Origin of the sequence: Collinsella sp. TF05-9AC, assembly GCF_003438495.1 — a bacterium.
Taxonomy (GTDB): Bacteria; Actinomycetota; Coriobacteriia; order Coriobacteriales; family Coriobacteriaceae; genus Collinsella.
In genome coordinates this window covers 24,077-42,145 of the sequence record NZ_QSSH01000020.1, presented here as the reverse complement: position 1 = coordinate 42,145, position 18,069 = coordinate 24,077, and the positions used below count along the sequence as shown (strand labels likewise).

General features: G+C 57.6%; 15 protein-coding genes. 10 read left to right on the top strand and 5 right to left on the bottom strand.

Features of this window, described 5'->3' with window-relative positions:
- A partial coding sequence (locus tag DXC52_RS06760) for a LuxR C-terminal-related transcriptional regulator (protein WP_117746652.1) occupies nucleotides 1-968 on the bottom strand: 968 nt, incomplete at its 3' end.
- 330 nt (nucleotides 969-1,298) lie between these two features.
- On the opposite strand from DXC52_RS06760, the gene ptcA reads away from it, so the two are divergent.
- The 3 genes from ptcA to DXC52_RS06745 all read left to right on the top strand — a co-directional run bounded on the left by ptcA (nucleotide 1,299) and on the right by DXC52_RS06745 (nucleotide 5,519).
- The gene (gene ptcA, locus DXC52_RS06755) at nucleotides 1,299-2,372 is read left to right on the top strand and encodes a putrescine carbamoyltransferase (protein ID WP_117746651.1); all 1,074 of its coding nucleotides are present in this window, start codon (nucleotides 1,299-1,301) and stop codon (nucleotides 2,370-2,372) included.
- A gap of 133 nt (nucleotides 2,373-2,505) precedes the next feature.
- Entirely contained in the window at nucleotides 2,506-3,945 is a 1,440-nt protein-coding gene (locus tag DXC52_RS06750) for an APC family permease (RefSeq protein WP_022093785.1), read from the top strand.
- Nucleotides 3,946-4,313: 368 nt separating this feature from the next.
- A complete protein-coding gene (locus tag DXC52_RS06745; RefSeq protein ID WP_022094159.1) occupies nucleotides 4,314-5,519 on the top strand; it encodes an agmatine deiminase family protein in 1,206 nt (401 codons plus the stop codon).
- Between the two features lie 278 nt (nucleotides 5,520-5,797).
- Here DXC52_RS06745 and DXC52_RS09950 read toward each other — a convergent pair whose 3' ends face one another.
- Nucleotides 5,798-6,067 (bottom strand): hypothetical protein, encoded by a 270-nt coding sequence (locus tag DXC52_RS09950; protein ID WP_147325424.1) that lies wholly within the window; start codon nucleotides 6,065-6,067, stop codon nucleotides 5,798-5,800.
- On the opposite strand from DXC52_RS09950, the gene DXC52_RS06740 reads away from it, so the two are divergent.
- Nucleotides 6,066-7,475 carry an APC family permease gene (locus tag DXC52_RS06740; protein WP_117746650.1) on the top strand — a complete coding sequence of 470 codons (1,410 nt, stop codon included), beginning with the start codon at nucleotides 6,066-6,068 and terminating at the stop codon, nucleotides 7,473-7,475. The two genes, DXC52_RS09950 and DXC52_RS06740, sit on opposite strands and share 2 nt — an antisense overlap.
- A 35-nt stretch (nucleotides 7,476-7,510) precedes the next feature.
- Here the strand turns inward: DXC52_RS06740 and DXC52_RS06735 are convergent, their stop codons facing one another.
- On the bottom strand, nucleotides 7,511-7,702 hold the full coding sequence (locus DXC52_RS06735; RefSeq protein ID WP_117746649.1) for a hypothetical protein: 192 nt from the start codon (nucleotides 7,700-7,702) through the stop codon (nucleotides 7,511-7,513).
- A 128-nt stretch (nucleotides 7,703-7,830) separates the two neighbouring features.
- Between DXC52_RS06735 and DXC52_RS06730 the strand changes: the two genes are divergently transcribed.
- From DXC52_RS06730 to DXC52_RS06715, 4 genes are all read left to right on the top strand, one after another.
- Nucleotides 7,831-8,823, top strand: coding sequence for a helix-turn-helix transcriptional regulator (locus tag DXC52_RS06730; RefSeq protein WP_117746648.1), 993 nt, complete (start codon nucleotides 7,831-7,833; stop codon nucleotides 8,821-8,823).
- 315 nt (nucleotides 8,824-9,138) lie between these two features.
- Complete coding sequence (locus DXC52_RS06725; RefSeq protein WP_158554608.1) at nucleotides 9,139-10,767, top strand: amidohydrolase; 1,629 nt, start codon at nucleotides 9,139-9,141, stop codon at nucleotides 10,765-10,767.
- 87 nt (nucleotides 10,768-10,854) lie between these two features.
- Nucleotides 10,855-12,231, top strand: coding sequence for an MATE family efflux transporter (locus DXC52_RS06720; protein WP_117746646.1), 1,377 nt, complete (start codon nucleotides 10,855-10,857; stop codon nucleotides 12,229-12,231).
- A 228-nt stretch (nucleotides 12,232-12,459) separates the two neighbouring features.
- Nucleotides 12,460-13,629 carry an ATP-binding protein gene (locus tag DXC52_RS06715; RefSeq protein ID WP_199409482.1) on the top strand — a complete coding sequence of 390 codons (1,170 nt, stop codon included), beginning with the start codon at nucleotides 12,460-12,462 and terminating at the stop codon, nucleotides 13,627-13,629.
- Between the two features lie 372 nt (nucleotides 13,630-14,001).
- On the opposite strand, the gene DXC52_RS10375 is transcribed toward DXC52_RS06715, so the two are convergent.
- Entirely contained in the window at nucleotides 14,002-14,805 is an 804-nt protein-coding gene (locus tag DXC52_RS10375; RefSeq protein ID WP_304485472.1) for a helix-turn-helix transcriptional regulator, read from the bottom strand.
- Between the two features lie 178 nt (nucleotides 14,806-14,983).
- Between DXC52_RS10375 and aguA the strand changes: the two genes are divergently transcribed.
- Together aguA and DXC52_RS09995 are read left to right on the top strand one after the other, a co-directional pair.
- Nucleotides 14,984-16,105 (top strand): agmatine deiminase, encoded by a 1,122-nt coding sequence (gene aguA, locus DXC52_RS06705; protein WP_117746644.1) that lies wholly within the window; start codon nucleotides 14,984-14,986, stop codon nucleotides 16,103-16,105.
- Between the two features lie 160 nt (nucleotides 16,106-16,265).
- Nucleotides 16,266-16,436, top strand: coding sequence for a hypothetical protein (locus DXC52_RS09995; protein WP_158554607.1), 171 nt, complete (start codon nucleotides 16,266-16,268; stop codon nucleotides 16,434-16,436).
- Between the two features lie 615 nt (nucleotides 16,437-17,051).
- Here DXC52_RS09995 and DXC52_RS06695 read toward each other — a convergent pair.
- Nucleotides 17,052-17,702 carry a GNAT family N-acetyltransferase gene (locus tag DXC52_RS06695; protein WP_117746642.1) on the bottom strand — a complete coding sequence of 217 codons (651 nt, stop codon included), beginning with the start codon at nucleotides 17,700-17,702 and terminating at the stop codon, nucleotides 17,052-17,054.
- Between the last annotated feature and the right edge of the window lie 367 nt (nucleotides 17,703-18,069).

The window sequence follows — 18,069 nt, the reverse complement described above, 5'->3', positions numbered from 1 at the left end:
GCGGGAACGGCCTGTCCGCCTAATGTGTTCGGCTGAGATCGGAAATCAACCGTTTTGACCAGGATGTTGTGGATGTGGGTCTTGACGGTGCCCACGGCAAGGAATAGCTCGTCAGCGATCTCTTGGTTCGATTTGCCCAGTACGACCAGACGCATAACTTCGGTCTCACGGTTGGAGAGCTTGTAGGCGTTGCGATAGAAGGGCATCTGCTCTTCGATGTGTCGATCAAGATCGCTGACGTTCTTTTCCTCGGGCGCCTCCTGCATGCGGATTGAAAGCACGTGGTAGGAGTAGATGATCAGCAGAATCGCAAAGTAGCAGGCAAAGACGTTTTCGCTAAAGTTGCGCTCGGACAGATATAGTTGCAGCCAAGAGGGCGCCAGACTCATGGGGACAATCAGAATGTTGTAGAAATCCTCGGCAACGATGCAACCGACCAGAATAGCGCCGATAATCAGGTGCTTTCGTTGGTTGTTAACGCGTGCCTTCAGCTCGACTTGCGTGCTCTTGCGTGCCGTCCAAAAGATATATAGCCCCACGAAAACAAGGAATACCTGACGCATCGTGTAGTAGAGCCATTGATGAATGGGGCCGTAGGGGACAGCGACGATAATCAGCAGCTCGCTCAGCAAGAACGTTGCGACGGGAATGACAAACTGCTTTTTTGAATGCTTGTCGAGCAAATCCATGGCAATGAGCCAAATAAAAGCCTGCGAAGCGGTCGCCACAAAGGTCCGCAACACAGGCATGGTAATTGAGTAATAGTCGCTGGCTGGAAAACTCTGGTTTTGCAGCGTGTATTCAAAAAAGAAAATCTCGGTCATCTCGATGGCATAGCAGATAAATACGCCGCTGCCATAGATAAAGAAGCGTCGACGAGACGAGGCATAGGCGGCAAGCGAGAGCACCGCCGTCACAATACAGATCACGAGTATCGCTAGGGTATAGAAGAACATCAGGGTGTTCATCTGTCACCGTCCCATCTCATTTATTCTATGGCCGAGCTCTGTATACCTTGTGGGATATAGACGTCTCAACCCTTCGTTTCATTGCGGATTAGGCGCCGAGATACAGCATAGCCGTATACCGTTCGCGGTTCTAGATGGTAAACCCCCTGTAAACTCTTGACCTGCGGGTTTATATTGGTTTAGAGGGGGTGTAACTCCATGAACGGTCTTTAATCCCGAATAAACTAGGTAAAAATTGCATACGGGTGAATGATGGTCTTGTCAACACGAGGCGTGATGTTCGAGCGCCTCATAGTAATAGTCGGCAAGACCGGCGGAAAGGAAATCGACATGGCACTGCCTAAGGATTTCATCGACACCAACGACTTCACCAAAGAGCAGATCCTGGCTATCGAGGATCTTGGTCTGGCAATGAAGAAGGCCATCAAGGTTGACGGTTATTATCCGCACCTGCTCCGCAACAAGAGCCTTGGCATGATCTTCCAGCAGGTCTCCACCCGCACTCGTCTTTCCTTCGAGACCGCTATGACCGACCTCGGCGGCCATGCTCAGTTCTATGGCCCTGGCACCATCCAGCTCGGCGGTCACGAGTCCCTGGGCGACACCGCTCGCGTTATGGGCTCGCTGCTCGACATCATGATGGCTCGCGTTGACCGTCACAAGGACGTCGTCGGCCTCGCCGAGGGCTCCGCTGTGCCCGTCATCAACGGCATGTCCGAGTTCAACCATCCCACGCAGGAGATGGGCGACCTCATGACCATGCTCGAGAACCTCCCCGAGGGCAAGAAGATCGAGGACTGCACCCTGGCCTTCATCGGCGACGCCACCCAGGTCTGCGTCTCCCTCATGTTCATCGCCTCCAAGGTCGGCATGAAGTTTGTCCAGTTTGGACCTAAGGGCCACCAGATTCCCGACGGCGGCCTGCACGTTGGCACCGTCAAGGAGCGCGCCGAGTTCGGCAAGCAGATGATGGCCATCGCCGAGGAGAACTGCAAGGTCTCCGGCGGCTCTGTCGTCATCTCCGACGACATCGAGTGCATCAAGGGCGCCGACTTCATCTACACCGACGTGTGGTATGGCCTGTACGACGAGGAGGTCTCGGGCGAGAACTACATGGACGTGTTCTATCCCAAGTATCAGGTCACCATGGACATGATGAACTTTGCCGGCCCCAACTCCAAGTTCATGCACTGCCTGCCGGCCACCCGCAACGAGGAGGTCGTCGACGAAGTCATGGACGATCCCGAGCGCTCCCTGTGCTGGGTCGAGGCCGAGAACCGCAAGCACTCCATCCGTGCTCTCCTTGCCGCCCTGGGCAAGCGCACCCCGCTCAACGACGAGGGTGTCGAGTACTCCGCCAAGGCTGAGCTCCACGCCGCTCTCGAGGCTCTCGAGCAGCTCTAAGCCTCAAGGCTTCTAAAAGCACGTTTGCGGGCGGCGGATGCTCGTCTCCTGTCGCCCGCTCACCGAGGCCCAAGCAATTGCCTTAATACCTTAGGGCCTCGGATCTGTCCAAGACTGAGCGAAGGAGCTCATCATGAGCGACGGAAAGAAAAAGCTTTCCTTCTTGACGGTCATTTCGACCATCATCTGCGTCGTCTTCGTTTGCGAGGCCGCCGCTCCTGCTGCTGCCATTGGCAACCAGCAGTTCTTCTGGTGGATCTTCCTGATCCTGACCTTCCTGCTTCCCTACGGCATGGTTGTCGCCGAGCTCGGTACCACCTATGACGGCGAGGGCGGCATTTACGACTGGGTACGCGATGGCCTGGGCGACAAATGGGGCGCCCGCATCTCGTACTACTACTGGGTCAACTACCCGCTGTGGATCGCCTCGCTGGCTACCATGTTCCCCGACATTTTGGGCATGGTCTTTGGCGTCGAGTTCAACTTGATCGCCAAGATGGGTATCGATCTTGCCTTTGTGTGGATCGTCTACCTCATGGGCCGCTCCAAGGCGGCCGACTCCGAGTGGGTCCTTAACGGTGGCGCCATCATCAAGGTCGCCGTTGCCGTTATCGTTGGCGCTTTGGGCATTTGGTATGCCATGGAGAACGGTTTTGCGAACGACATGTCCGCTGCCACCTTCCTGCCCGAGCTCACCAACACCAACGCTCTCGGCTACCTGTCGATCATCATCTTTAACTTCATGGGCTTCGAGGTCATCTGCACCATGACCGACGACATGGCCGATCCCGCTCGCGATATCCCCAAGGCTATCATCGTCGGTGGCCTGTCCATCGCCGTGATCTACCTGTTCGCTGGCTTTGGCATCGGCGCCGCCGTGCCGGCCGACTCCATCGATCCCGACTACGGCATGATCGTCGCAGTCCAGACCATGGTGGGCGACTCCATGATCTTTAAGGTCATCTGCATCGCCTTCCTGATCACCCTGTTCGCCAACATGGCCGCTTGGTCCTTCGGCGTTAACTCCGTTGCTCGCTACGCTGCCGAGCACGGCAACATGCCCAAGGTCTTCGCCTCGATGATCTCGGATGACGACATGCCCAACGGCGCCAACCTGGTCAACGCTGTCGTTGCCTCCCTGGTGCTGTGCCTGCAGCTCGTTCCCATCGACGCCATCTCCAACGGTGTCTTCTGGATGCTCTTTGGCACCTCTGTCGTCTTCCTGCTGTTGACCTACATCCCGATGTTCCCGGCGTTCCTCAACCTTCGTAAGAACGACCCCAACCGTGAGCGCATCTTCACGTTCCCGTTTAAGGGCGCCATGATGAAGGTCATGCTGGCCATCCCCTGCATCGAGCTGGTTCTTGCCATCGTTGCCACGCTGATCCCGTTCTCCGCTGCTGAAATTGGCGACAAGGTCCCGATGATCGTTATCTTCATCGTGCTCGTGCTCATCGGCGAGGTCGTCCGCGTCGTCAGCGCTAAGGGCCGCGAGACCGAGTACAAGGGTCTGACCCCTGAGCTCGCAGCCCAGCGTCTCGCTGAGGAGGCCGCCGAGGCCGAGGAGAACTAGAGCACCCGGTTCTGGGGCTCCAACCCTCCTCGTGTACCAACGCGCGCTTCGTCGGGCTTGTCGCTCCCGACTCCGGGCACTCTAGCCTCTTCGGAGGCGTGTCCAAGCGACAGGTTTGCTAACCATTCCCCCGGGGTGGGTGTGAGCGATAGCTCCGGTAACCACCGCCCACCCCAATCTCTCTTCCGTATCCTTCGTGCGTTTTGTCTCCGCGCACTTGGTTACGTCGTCGCTTGCCGGTGCGATTCCGTGAAAACCGGCACCGGGCGCCCCGACCTTTGCCGGGGAACGGGCGCCTACCATCTCTTGGTTTTAGGCTGCGGGTAACCCGCCCGCAGCAAGCGATCGTTCGATTTGGAGGAAATCTTATGCGTACGATCACCGAGTCCGAGTCCACCCCCAAGGCCGACGGCTTCTTCATGCCCGCCGAGTTCGCCCCGCAGGATCGCGTGTGGATGGGCTGGCCCCACCGCACCGACACCTGGGCCCACGGCGCCAAGCCGGCCCAGAAGCAGTATGCCGCCATCGCCCGCGCCATCTCCGAGTTCACCCCGGTCTATATGTGCGCCAACCAGGTCGACTACGCCAACTGCAAGGCCGTCTTCGAGAACGACGAGAACGTCACCGTCATCGAGATGACCACCGACGACGCCTGGTTCCGCGACACTGCCGCCACCTACGTCATCAACGGCAAGGGCGAGAAGCGCGCCAACCACTGGCACTTCAACGCCTACGGCGGCCTCGTCGACGGCCTGTACTTCCCGTGGGACAAGGACGAGCAGATCGCCCTCAAGATGGCTGAGCTCTCCGGCTGCCGCCGCTATCGTCCCGACGACATGATCCTCGAGGGCGGCTCCATCACCGTCGACGGCGAGGGCACCCTTGTCGTGACCGACCAGTGCCTGCTTTCCCCGGGCCGCACCTGCTCTGCGGTTCTGGAGGAGGAAGAGGATCCCGAGTCCATCTGGCCCAAGTACCGCAAGAAGTTTGAGCCCTGGAGCGAGGAGCTTCGCGCCTACATGGACGAGCACCTCAAGGATTACCTGGGTGTCGAGAAGGTCATCTGGGTCAAGGAGGGCATCGACCCCGAGGAGACCAACGGCCACATCGACGACGTCGCCACGTTCATCGCGCCGGGCGTCATGGCCTGCATTTGGACCGACGATCCCGAGTATCCGTTCTACGAGCAGTGCCACGCTGCCTACGAGACCCTCTCCAACGCCGTCGACGCCAAGGGCCGCAAGATGAAGGTCTACAAGCTCTGCATGCCCGTGAACCCGCTGTTCATGGACCAGGCTTCCTGCGACACCATCGACGCCGACGAGAACGCCGAGCCGCGCGTCCCCGACGAGCCGCTGATCGCCTCCTACATGAACTACCTCGTGACCAACCACGGCGTTATCGTCCCGCAGTACGGCGACGAGAACGACCAGCTGGCCGTCGACACGCTCCAGAAGATCTACGACGAGGTCTGGGGCGAGGGCGTCTACAAGTGCGTCGGCGTTCAGTCCGAGCAGGTCGTCTTCGGTGGCGGCAACATCCACTGCATTACTCAGCAGGAGCCGTCCGCGTAATTGTCTGTCTTCCCGAGGCACGGCACCTTGCCCTTCAATCGTCGGGCATGACCCTTAAGGTCTATGCCCTCCTCTTTCAGGGCAATCTGCCGCACCTCAGAAACCCAGCCGATCAATCGGACAGTCGGTGAATCGCACCGTGACCATCTCGGGGCATTGATGGTCGGTTTATTCGATGTCTTGGTCGGCTGGGTTTTTCTTTGGGCACTCCGTTGCCTCCACTTCGGAGTGCCCGCCTCTTTGATTGAGTACGCGTCTGATCTGGGATTTATTGCGGGTTAGGCCAATTGTTCGCTTGAATATCCCAGGTCAGACGCGTCTTCAATTGCCAAAAGATTCCGGTCGCAATCGCGGCCGTTTTGATCGGAGTATCTATGTACCAGCGTATCGTTATCTACACGCGCCTGTTCCGCGAGCGTTGGTCCAACAATTGCATCCTCTCTTCTCTTTGGGATGGCACCTGCACCGGTGACGCGGCCTGCAACCCTACCTTGGGCTGCGCCTTCGGTACAGATGCCATCCTTTTTGCTGTAGGGGAAGCGTGCCATGGCAGGTAAAAAGTTCTCCCTGTTCGAGGTCATCCTCTCGGTTATCTGCGTTGTCTTTACCATCGAGGCGGCTGCTCCGGCATCTGCCATGGGTAACGTGCAGTTCTTCTGGTGGATCTTCCTTATCATTACGTTTTTGCTTCCCTATGGCCTGGTGGTGGCCGAGCTCGGTACGGCGTTCGATTCCGAGGGCGGCCTGTACGACTGGGTTCGCCTGGGCTTGGGAGACCGTTGGTGTGCACGCTGCTCCTGGTGCTATTGGGTCAACTTTCCACTGTGGGTGGCAAGTATCGCCTGCATGTTCCCCAGTGTCATCAATGCGGTATGGGGCATCGAATTTTCGCTTGGGGTCCGAATTGCCATCGAGCTTGCCTTTGTGTGGGGCGTCACGGTCATGGCAATGCAGCCGGTGGCCGAGGCCGATTGGGTCATGGATGGCGGCGCCGTCATCAAGGTGCTCATTACCGCCGTGGTGGGAATCATCGGCATCTGGTTTGCCTGCAACAACGGCTTTGCCAACGATATGTCGTTTAAGACATTTGTCCCCGATCTGGGAGACACTAACTCACTGACGTATCTTTCAATCATCCTATTCAACTTTATGGGCTTTGAGGTGGTCGCGACCTTTGCCAGCACGATGAAGAACCCATCGCGCGATATCCCCAAGGCGGTTATCGCCGGTGGCGTTGCCATCGCGGCGATCTACATTATCTGTGGCATCGGTATTGGAGCCGCGGTTCCCACCGAGCAGCTTTCACTCGATTCGGGCATTGTGGACGCGGTTGCCGCCATGGTGGGGCGCGCTCACCCGCTGACGATGGTCGTGGGCGTGGCCTTTCTGGTAACGCTGTTTGCCAACATGATCTGTTGGAGCTTTGGCGTCAACAACGTGGCGAGCTATGCCGCGCGCCATGGCAACATGCCGCGTCCCTTTGCGCTGGTGTCCAAGAAGACCGGCATGCCCAACGGCTCGGCACTCATTAACGGTTGTTTTGCCAGCTTGGTGCTGCTACTTCAGATTCCGCTGGGTGAAGGTTCCGACGTCTTTTGGGTCTTCTTCTCGATGAACGTCGTCTTTCTGCTCATGAGCTATATCCCGATGTTCCCGGCGTTTTGGCGCCTGCGTAAATACGACGACCGCCCGCGCGTGTTTCGCGCGCCCTTCGAGGGCAAGGTGCTTGCGGTAGCGCTTGCGGTGCCGGTGGTAGAACTCGTGCTTTCGATTGTTGCGACAATCGTGCCGCTTAACAGCTCGCCCGCCGAGATGTCAAAGTTGCCGATCCTCATGGGTGTGGTGATCGGCGTGTTGCTGGGCGAGGTTTCGCGCCTCATATCGCGCCGCGGCCGCAGCATCGACAATCCCGGCGTTGGCGCAAGGGGGACAGGTCGCTTTGCACCAAAACAGTAGCGCCGCGAGTTGTGCGGTGCTAGATGCATCTTGGATTACTGCTCACGCTGCTCGGGATCAGATGCGAGCTTGGGTGCAAAGTAGGGGACGTGGCCCAGGTAGGGGCAGCTGTCCGAACGCGCCTCAACGGCGCAGGGGACATTGTCGTAGGTCATGGAAGAACCGAGTCGGGTGATGGCCTTGGCGGCGGGCGCGACGAGCATCTTGAGCGGAGCGATCGGTGTCATGGCATCTCCTTTCATCGGTGAGACACAGCTTGTTTATCTAAACGATACAGTACGTTTAATCGGTGAGTCTAATCTTGCGGCAAAGAATCTGTCAACATCCTCACAGCATCTAGACAGGGGAGGCGGGCATGAGTTTCGCGTTCTATATCTACACCACGATTATCATGGGTGTGGCTCTGGTGACCAGTGCCGTGGCATTGGTGGTTTGGCTCATGACGCGCCGTCGCGACAGCCTCGTGGCCGCGGCGGGTTTTTTGCTCTATATGCTCGATATGTCGGTCATCTTTTTTGACGAGTACAATCGGCTCAAATACGACTACGCCGTTACCTTTAGCGAGCCGCTGCAGCACCCCTTGCTGCGCTGCGTGCTTGGTATTGCCATCTATGCCTGCGTGGTGCTATGGATGTTTGCGCGCTTGCGCAAAAGACCGACGTCGCGCATGCTCGGACTCGCTATCGTGCCGTTTTCAATCTTGCAATTGCTGCTGGTGCCTCGCAGCGGCGCTGCCGGAGAGGTGCAGCAGTATCTCTTTTGGCTCACGCGTGACCTGGGTAATGTAGGATGTCTTGCCTATGCCGCCTGGCATTACCGGTACAGAGCAACGCGTGTTGAGAAACTCGACCTCGACCGCTCAAAGCTCTTTTGGAAGGTGGCCTTCGTTCTTGTGTTTTGCGTGATCGCCGAGGACACCTACATGATCTTGTTCTGCCGCCCCGACTCCCAAAACCCCGTCATCGGCCTCTTTTTGTGGTATCTGTCCGAGCGCAATATCTCCGAAAACGTGCTGCTCGTGGTATGCGCGGCTCAGCTTTTTTGCCAGCTTAGCCATATCCTGCGTGTGTATGCCCGTCATCCGCGTGCCGATGAGGACGTGGCAGCCGAGAGCGCAAGCTCTGAGGACGATCTCGCATCGCGTGTGGTGATTTATGCCGACGCCCATAAGCTGTCACGGCGCGAGCAGGAGGTGCTCACGCTGGTGCTGAAGGGCAACGACGCCCAAAACATCGCCAGCGAGTTGGTCATCAGCCCTGGCACGGTCAAGGCACACTTGCATCGCATCTACGTTAAAAGCGGCGTCTCCAACCGAGATGACCTTATAGATACCTTTTGGCGTTCCTAGCCTCATTCTTCCTCGCATGCGGGTCTTGCTGTGTGGGCGGCCACACCGTTGGGCGTAATGAAGCGGTAATAATCTCAGACAATAAACCTGCAGGTAAAGCGTGTAAACCTGCTTAAACTGACCGTTTGCGGTCCCTGGCCTTGGCACGGATTTGCCCCTGTGTATCAATGGGTGTAGCGCGAAGCCGCGGACGTGGGACAGACGTCCGAGCACGGCTTGTAGGCACGCGCCGATGCGGGAGCGCTACGCTCCCAACCGAGTGCCCACGCGGGCGGTGCGTCCGCGTTACAACCAAAGATGCCTGAGGAGGCTCGCATGGACAAGGCTGATGTAGTTATCAAGAGCGACGCCGTCTTTACCGGCGATGGGCTCGAGCCGTTTAAGGGCGGCGTTGCCGTGCGGGGCGATAAAATCGTTGCCTGCGGTGACGATGCTCACCTGGCACCGTTTATCGGTCCCGATACCGAGGTGCGCGACTTTGGCGACCAGCTCGTCATGCCCGGCCTGATCGACTCGCACACGCATTTTGCCCAGGGCGCGTTTATGACCGACCCCGATTTTGCCGTCAACCTCATCGACTGCACCAGTTTTGAGATGGCGATGGAACGTGTCGTGGCGTTTGCGGCCGACCATCCCGATAACGAGTGGATTCTGGGCTGCCAGATTATCCAGTTCCAGTGGGATGTCCCCGAGATGCCCACGGCCGCGATGATCGATGAGTACATCTCCGACCGCCCGGTATTTCTGCAGCAGGTTGACTTGCATACCTTTAGTGCCAATACCTGCGCCATCAACAAGGTGGGAGTAACTTCGCAGACGCCCGATCCCGCAGGCGGCAAGATCCTTAAGGATGCCGACGGCAATCTGACGGGCGTGTTTTCCAACAACGCCGGCGCCTTCTTTATGGACGAGGTCTACGACCCAGCGCCCGAGGTTGTTGACGCGTCGTTTGCAAAAACCGCCCGGCGCGCCAATGCCCTGGGAATCACTACGGTCGGCATGGTCAATCCTACGTTTGTGAGCATGGAAAACCCGTATGCGGTGTTGGCAGGTCTTAATGCCAAGGGCGACTTGCCGCTGCGCGTGTTCCTGTACACCGACCTGTTCGAAAACGAGTCCTTGACGCTCGAGCAGATCAAGGAGAAATACGCCTTCCCGGGTACGCAGGTGGAGTGGCACGGCTTTAAGCAGTTCCTTGATGGTGTGTGCTCCGACCATACCGCCTGGATGCTTGAACCCTATAGCAACGCACCCGACACCTGTGGTGAGCCCGCGGAGGAGCCGGAACGCATCCGTGCTGCCATCCTGAGGGCGCAGGAATGGGGCGTTGACACGCGCATCCATGCAATCGGCGATCGCTCGGTGCGTTTTGTGCTCGATTGCTTTGAGGAGGGCGAGCGCTTGCATGGCAAGCGGGATTGTCGCCACTCCATGGAGCACAACGAGACGGTTCAACCCGAGGATATGCCGCGTTATGCCGAGCTCGGCGTCTGCCCCGGCATGCAGCCGTGGCACATGCTGCTCGATATGGCTGACCTTGCCAAGGACGAAGCCGTGGGTCCCGAGCGTGCCGCGCTTTCGTGGCCCCTGCATAGCCTGCTTGCCAGCGGAGCCGTGGTGCACCTGGGCAGTGACTTCCCCGTTGTGGGCTTGGAGCCCATGGAGGAGGTGTACGGCGCGGTCTTCCGCATGCTCGAGGACGGTTCCAACCCTGAGGGCTGGTTCCCCCAGGAGCGCATTACCATGGCCGAGGCTCTGCGCGCCTACACCTATGGCAGCGCCTACGCCATGCATGCCGAGGACCGCATCGGCACGCTCGCGTGCGGCAAACAGGCAGATATCTGCGTGCTCGACCGCAATCTCTTTGATTGCGAGCCGGCCGAGGTGCTCGAGGCTACCGCAGCCCTCACGATGATCGCCGGCAAGGTGGTCTTTGAGGCATAGCGCCATCGTTTGATTGGGCGGCTTGGTGCCAGTTGTCAGCCGCCTGACATCCATTCAGCACTACTCTCTCAAGGAAAGGGGAGAACAATGGCAGAAGAAGTAACCGCTGCCGTGGAGGAGGAGCGCGAGCTCGCCTCCCAACCGATTCCCGGTCTGGTGCGTAAGTACACCATCGTCACCGGCCAGGGCATGCTCGCCCAGATCATCATGGTGGTCCTTGAGGGCCTCGTGATGGGTTGGGGCCTAGGTGCCCACGGCCTGGCATGTGTCTCGATCATTATGTCGGTCGAGTACATCAACCTGGCCTTTGGCAACCTGTTTGGCACCGGCGTGCCCGCCGTGGTGGGCAACCTTTTGGGTGCCGGCGACATCAAGGGCGCAAGCAAGGCTTTTAGCCAGGGCTTTTGGCTCACCACGATCGTGAGTGTGCTGCTTGCTGTGGTGATGGCAGTGTTTACCGAGCCCATCTGCACATTCTTTGGCGCCACGCCCGACATCATGGCCGATACCGTTGCCGGCGTGCGCACCTTCGCCGTGCTGCTGCCGCTCACGGTCATTGGCCAGATGATCACCGCTGTGATGCGTGTGGACGAGAAGGTTCAGATCCAGGCCAACCTCATGACCGTTTCGGCCATCGTCGCCATCTGTTGGCTCGCGCTTTCCACGTTTGTGCTCAAGTTTGGCGTTATGGGCGCCGGCGTGTACTACGGGCTTTCCATCGGTATCTGGGCCATCGGTATCTTCTGGTTCATCGGGGGCAAAAAGTCCCAGCTCCAGATTAGCCTGGCCGACCTTAAGCTCGACCTCGCCATCTGCGGCCAGATCTTCAAGATCGGCTTCCCGTTCTTCCTGGTCCAGGGTGCGACCTTTATCTTTAATACCGTTGCCAACTCGCTTTTGGGTTCGCTCGGCGGCGACATGGGCTCGCTCTACATCGCAGCCTTTGGCGTGATCAACGGCTACATCCTCTACATTACCATGATGGTTGCCCAGTGCTTCTCCTACGGTCTGCAGCCCATCGCTGCCTTCAACGCCGGCGCAAAGGCTTGGGCACGCCTTAAGGAGACGCTCTCCTGCACGCTTAAGTACCAGGTTGTGACGCTGGCGCTGGTCACCGTCGCGCTCTGGCTTGCCGCCACCCCGGTGTGCGCCTTCTTTGCCGGCAGCGATCCTGCGCTCGTTGAGGTTGCCGCCAACGCCACGCGTACTGTCATCCTGGCTGTTGCCCTGGGCTATCTTGCCATGACCATGTCGATGTATTTCCAGGCGGTCGAGAAGGTGGGTGTCGCCACGTTTACGGGCCTGCTTCGCTATGTGATCTGCTCGGTGCCGCTTATGTACCTCCTCGGCAACATGATGGGTGTCGAGGGCGTGTGGATCGCCCTGGTGGTGGCCGATGCCATTACTGGCATCATCTCCATTGCGCTCGCCGCGCACGAGTCCAAGCGCCTTGCCACGCTCTAGGCTCGGACATGGCTGGCGTACGATAGTCGAACAAGTTAACTCGCCTGCAAGCCACCACAATGGGGACAGCCCCCATTGTGGTGGCTTTTGTTATTTAGGGTCTGAGATTTCGGCTCTATAAATAATGCTTTTGAACTGGGTTACTATAAGATTATGGTAAACGCTACTATAAGATTATGGAGAATGAAACTATTCGATTATGGTAACAGCGTAATAAGGGGCGTTGATATGGCTGAGTTCATTAACAGGGATTTGCATGAGTTGCTCATTCGCATGGCAGGCTGGTTTCCTGTTGTGTCGTTGACAGGGCCTAGGCAGAGTGGTAAGTCTACGCTGGTTCGGCATGCCTTTCCCGACTATTCCTACGTCACGCTTGAGGACCCTCAAACGAGGCGCGCGGCCTTGGAGGATCCGGTGAGTTTTATCCGCAACCGAAAGGGCGGACTCATCATCGATGAGGCGCAATACGCCCCGGATTTGTTTTCAATGATCCAGGTTGTTTCGGATGAGCGGGGAGACGCCGGTCAATACATCCTTACAGGCTCGCAAAACTTTTTGATGATGAAAAGCATCGGGCAGTCTCTTGCCGGGCGAGTCGGGATCTTAAAATTGCTGCCATTATCGTTTCGAGAAGCGGAGAGGGGCCAGCAGGGGCAGCTGGAAGTGGATTTGTTCGCGCTCGAAGGGGGATACCCTCGCCTGCGTTCCGCCGGAATGCCGTCCTCGGTTTATTTTCCCAGCTATATCGATACCTATGTTGAGCGCGATGTTGTGGGCTTGCTTGATGTGCGCAATAAGGCGGAGTTTCATAAGTTTCTGTCCATAATTGCTCAGAGCGTCGGTGCCCTCATCAATATATCCTCGCTTTCTCGAGATACGGGCGTGAGCGTATCGACCATTAAAAGCTGGTTGTCCATCCTGGAGCAGAGCTACCTGACGTTTTCGCTGCAGCCCTATTATGCAAATGCCAAGAAGCGTCTAACTAAAACGCCCAAGCTCTATTTTTACGACACGGGGCTGCTCTGCTACTTGCTCAAAATTGGATCACTGGAGCAACTATTGGAGAGCCCTTATCTGGGGGCCGTTTTCGAAAACCTCATCGTTTCCGAAACGGCGAAGAGCCATCTCAACGTGGGCGAGAATCCCGAGCTGTATTTCTATAGGGACGACAGCAAGCGTGAAATCGATTTGCTCGACTGTACAAACTCAGGGAGTCCCAAGGCTATCGAAATAAAATCATCCAGAACGTATCACGATAAGTACGCCCGCCATCTACAGACTGTATGCGATGAGATCGACATTGCAAAAGATGCGCGCTATGTTGTGGCCCGCGTGGACTCAACGTATGAGTCGAAAGACTGTAGTGTGGTTTCGGCGCGTGATTGGCTTTTACGATAACAAGCTCGGCGCATTAACAACAGCCGCGAAGGGAACCGGCCCCCTTTTTGCGGCGGTTTTTGCCTATCTGGTGCGTCTTAGATGCAAGTGAGTAGACTTATTTGGATATGCCGAGCACATCGCAACAAATACTCAATAAAACCGCAGGTCAGAGCTGTGGCGTTTTGGGGCGTGCTTGGTCTCCTACAAAAAGCCTACTCACTTGGTTTTTCTGCTAGAAGACCGCCGCGAGGGAAGGCAGCTCCCTCGCGGCGGCTGACATTTGCCCAGATAAAACCTGCCAAAATAAACCTGTCTACTCTTTGAGCCAGAGCCGACACTAATTCAAATGGCGAAATCAAAGGGCGTTCTCTGCATGGAGGGCGCCCTTTTTTATCGCGGGATGTTTTGCGTGGCAGTCATGAGGCCCAGGCGGTTGCTGACGCCGAGCTTGCGATAGATGGCGTTGACGTGCTTCTTGACGGTTGACTCGCTTATGAATAGCTCGTTTGCCATCTGTTTGTTCGTTTTGCCGTCGAGCATGAGCCGCATGACTTCGGCTTCGCGCGGTTGGATATTGTGTTCTGTAATGAAGGCGTTCAGATGGTTTGTGTCTTCGGTCTGGGTGAGTTTAATGCCCCGAGGATAGAGGTTGGCGAGCGCGAGGCTCGCGTGCCGAGCGATTTCGAGCAGGATTGCGAGCTCGGTGTCGGTGAAGTCCCCGGCCGTGCGTTCGCGAAACAGGGTGATGCTTCCCAGCGGGCTGTCGTTGTGCGCGAGCGTGGCCGTGCAGCCAAAGTAGACGCCTTGCGGTTCCATCCATTTGCGATAGATGGGCGTCGCGTCGCGTCGCTCGACGTCGACGAGGTCGAGGTCGCGGTAGACGCCGACCTTATGTAGGTCAAAGCTCCATGTTGTATAGTCCATCGCGGCGTAGCGGTTGTAGTAGTCGCTCAGCGCGCGGTCGTCCATTCCGCTGCTTGCGGGGTGGACGTAGCGTGGCGCATCACTGCTTGCCGCTTCGATCAGGTCGAACATGGCGATCCGATGAGGCACGAGTCCTGTCGTTCCCTCGAGGGTCTCCTTTTGCAGCATATCGACACCGTGTGATGCGTGGATTGCGAGTGCGAGCTCGTTGAGGGCGGTCCAGGTCGTACTGTCCAGCTCAATAGTTTGCTGTTTATTGCATGGGGGCATAGGGCGTCCTTTCCATTGTGAAACCCAGTATGTCATGTTCTCGGCCTGAATAGAACTTTAGGTCAGCGAATGGTATACCGTCGGTCGCTGAAAGGGGCTCGAGGGACCATTGAGAACATCTCGGTGCGGCCGCATCATGGTCTCGTCAAGCAAAAGCACCGAAATTTAGGAGCTTGAAATGAAGACCATCTACGAGAGTGAGTCCACACCTAAGAAGGACGGGTTCTATATGCCCGGCGAGTATGAGGAGCAGGAGCGTACCTGGATTCTGTGGCCGCACCGCTCCGACGTGTGGCGCTGCGGTGCCAAGCCGGCGCAGAAGGTCTTCACCGAGATCATCAAGACCGTTGCACGTTTTCAGCCCATCACTGTGGGCGTCAACACCGAAGACTTCCCCGCGGTGTGTGAGATCTTCGACGGCGTTGAGAACGTGCGCGTTATCCACATGGAGTACAACGACAGCTGGATTCGCGATCCCGGCCCGGCGTTCCTTGTTAATGACAATGGTGAGCTTGCTCTTTCGCACTTCCACTTTAATGCTTACGGCGGTTTCATTGACGGCCTGTATTTCCCGTGGGACAAGGACGCTTCCATTGGCCTGCAGGTGGCACAGCTCGAGCAGGTTAACCGCTATCGTCCCGAGGATTATATCCTCGAGGGTGGCTCGTTTAACTGCGACGGCCAGGGCACCGTGGTGACCACCGAGATGTGCCTGCTCAATGAGGACCGCAACCCCCAGTACACCAAGGAGCAGATCGAGGAGAAGCTTGCCGAGTACCTGGGCATCGAGAAGGTCATTTGGATCAAGGATGGCATCGACCCGTTTGAGACCAACGGGCACGTGGACGACGTCGCATGCTTTAGTGCGCCCGGCGAGGTCTGCTGCATGTGGACCGATGATCCCAACCATAAGTTCTACAAGGAGTGCCAAGAGGCGTATAAGACGCTTTCCGAGACGACGGATGCCCGTGGCCGCAAGCTCAAGATCCACAAGGTGATTATGCCTGCGACCTCGGTATATATGACCGAGGAGGAGGCCAGCACGATTGACCCCGTCGAGGGCGTGCTGCCGCGTACCCCCGAGGATGCTTTCGAGCCGAGCTACCTCAACTTCCTGCCCATCAACGGCGCAGTGCTTGTACCGCAGTTCGGCGATCCCAATGACGCCCAGGCGCTCAAGGATATCCAGGCTGCTTATCCGGACCGTGAAGTCATCGGTATCATGACTCGCGAGGTTATCTACGGCGGCGGCAACATCCACTGCATCACCCAGCAGCAGCCCAAGGCGCGCTGTAAATAGCAGTTCCATGGTGAACAGTGCTTGATTGTCCGCACGCGAAAGTCCGCCGACTTCAATGGTCGGCGGACTTTTTGTGTGGTGGTTTCAGCTGAACGGCGGGCCGTGCGGCTTGGGTGTGCGGGCACACAATCTGGGGAAACCAAACAGATTGGGGCCTTATATGATCGACTCGAAGGGAAACGTGCGACCCGAGGGCATGTTTAACAGGGCGTACCTGGCCCCCGAAGCCCAGCGCGCATACGATACGCTGCTCGAGTGCGTGCTCAACGGGCAGAAGGGTTGCGAGGCTTCGGCGCATGCGGGCATGGATACCATCAAGGCGCTCGTATAGCTTTACGCTTTCGGATGTGACACATAGGACTGCGTGCGCCGCTCCCGGCTATATTGCCCCCGAGGTGCTTCAACTCATGGAGATAGCCGGCATCAGCGATTTCGAGAGCTTGGCAGCGTCCACGAATGCCCCCGTGTTTACGCCACAGACGGATGACTTTGGACTCGCGGTCCATATCTTTAAGATGCTTAACCGCGGAATACACCCATACGCTTCTGGTGAGCTGGACTTGGACATATTTGACCTGGACGACGATGACATTCCGCCTGCACCATTGATAAACAGCTGCGTGTGTAATGGGCACAGCCCGTTTGTGGGGACGTTGGTCGGATACGTTGTCCCAAAGTACGCTCTTGAGCTCGATGATTTTAGCGGCACTATGGGCGAGGCACTCCGTCGATCGCTGTATGGCAGGGCGGAGGAGCGTCTTGACGCACGCACATGGGCGCGCCTGCTCGACCGCTATCTATCCGAGACAGTTGTGTGCAAGCGTGGCCATCTCCACCACTCGTTACAGCACGAATGCCCTTGCTGCCGAGGAGAGCGCGCCTTGTTGACTCGTCTTGGTTGATGGTTTGGGCCGTCTTGTAGAAAGCCCGTGAGGCGACATGCAAGTTAATCCTGCGTGTCGCCTCCGTACATATAGACGATAAATCCGTCGCCGGTGTCCTGGCTGTGATCCTCCAAGATGCGCTTCATGTTGAGGTGCTCGTAGAACTGCCAGTCGGAGTTGCAGTCGCTCATCAGGAAGAATTTGGTGCACCCGGCTTTGGCGAGTTCGGCGCGCGCAAGGTCGATGAGCGCACGGCCGAGCCCCTTGCCCTGCCATTCGGGCACGATGATGATCAGGTTGAGCTGGCCTTGGGCATATTCGTTGCCCGTGGCGGCAAAGCGGTCGGCTGTTGCCTTCTCGCGGCTATCGCCAAAGAGCGAGCCTTCGAGCTTGGCATCGGCGGTCTTTGCCATCTCGGTTGCCTGGACGAACATCTCGTTGTAGCAGGGCTTCCACGTGGGATTGGTGCGTGGTTTGCCGTCTTCGAAGATACCGATGCAGCAAGCGGCGATGATGCGGCCTTCAGCTTCGGCAACGAGCGCGATGGGGGAGCGCTGCAGCTGCATGGCGATGTTAAAGCGCGCACAGAAATCGGCGGCTTCGACGTCGCCTCGGTTGCGCAGCGTGTTGCACCACAGCTGGTTGTAGATGGCGGCGATGCCGGCCAGGTCATCGAGCGTGGCGGCACGCAGAGTTACGTTGTCAAGGCTCATGGGGGCTCCTTCCAAGTTGGGTCAGGCCACCCCTGAGTGTGACATGGACGCAGGACGGCCGCATCGACCATTCGGCAGGCGAGCCTCGAATCCTCGGGGACGGAGGGTCCTAAGAAGGAATGAGGGCGGATTTTCGGACACTTGCTCGATGAGAGTGGATAATCTCCCACCTTTAGCGCTGGTATAGGGCAAAAACGGGAGATTATCCACTCTCATTCTGGGTAGTCGTTGGGGACGTTCTTAAACGACCAGTCATTAAAGAACGTCCCCAATGACTACCCCAAGGAACATCCCAGACTGCCGGCAGAAAAGGAACGTCCCTAACTGCCGCATCCGGAGTAAGACAACGCCGCAGGTAGAGGACGGA

What these genes read in the sequence shown, in the direction of transcription:
- ptcA (WP_117746651.1), top strand. Translation starts at nt 1,299, where the DNA reads ATGGCACTGCCTAAGGATTTCATCGACACCAACGACTTCACCAAAGAG.
- DXC52_RS06750 (WP_022093785.1), top strand. Translation starts at nt 2,506, where the DNA reads ATGAGCGACGGAAAGAAAAAGCTTTCCTTCTTGACGGTCATTTCGACC.
- DXC52_RS06745 (WP_022094159.1), top strand. Translation starts at nt 4,314, where the DNA reads ATGCGTACGATCACCGAGTCCGAGTCCACCCCCAAGGCCGACGGCTTC.
- DXC52_RS06740 (WP_117746650.1), top strand. Translation starts at nt 6,066, where the DNA reads ATGGCAGGTAAAAAGTTCTCCCTGTTCGAGGTCATCCTCTCGGTTATC.
- DXC52_RS09950 (WP_147325424.1), bottom strand. Translation starts at nt 6,067, where the DNA reads ATGGCACGCTTCCCCTACAGCAAAAAGGATGGCATCTGTACCGAAGGC.
- DXC52_RS06735 (WP_117746649.1), bottom strand. Translation starts at nt 7,702, where the DNA reads ATGACACCGATCGCTCCGCTCAAGATGCTCGTCGCGCCCGCCGCCAAG.
- DXC52_RS06730 (WP_117746648.1), top strand. Translation starts at nt 7,831, where the DNA reads ATGAGTTTCGCGTTCTATATCTACACCACGATTATCATGGGTGTGGCT.
- DXC52_RS06725 (WP_158554608.1), top strand. Translation starts at nt 9,139, where the DNA reads ATGGACAAGGCTGATGTAGTTATCAAGAGCGACGCCGTCTTTACCGGC.
- DXC52_RS06720 (WP_117746646.1), top strand. Translation starts at nt 10,855, where the DNA reads ATGGCAGAAGAAGTAACCGCTGCCGTGGAGGAGGAGCGCGAGCTCGCC.
- DXC52_RS06715 (WP_199409482.1), top strand. Translation starts at nt 12,460, where the DNA reads ATGGCTGAGTTCATTAACAGGGATTTGCATGAGTTGCTCATTCGCATG.
- DXC52_RS10375 (WP_304485472.1), bottom strand. Translation starts at nt 14,805, where the DNA reads ATGCCCCCATGCAATAAACAGCAAACTATTGAGCTGGACAGTACGACC.
- aguA (WP_117746644.1), top strand. Translation starts at nt 14,984, where the DNA reads ATGAAGACCATCTACGAGAGTGAGTCCACACCTAAGAAGGACGGGTTC.
- DXC52_RS09995 (WP_158554607.1), top strand. Translation starts at nt 16,266, where the DNA reads ATGATCGACTCGAAGGGAAACGTGCGACCCGAGGGCATGTTTAACAGG.
- DXC52_RS06695 (WP_117746642.1), bottom strand. Translation starts at nt 17,702, where the DNA reads ATGAGCCTTGACAACGTAACTCTGCGTGCCGCCACGCTCGATGACCTG.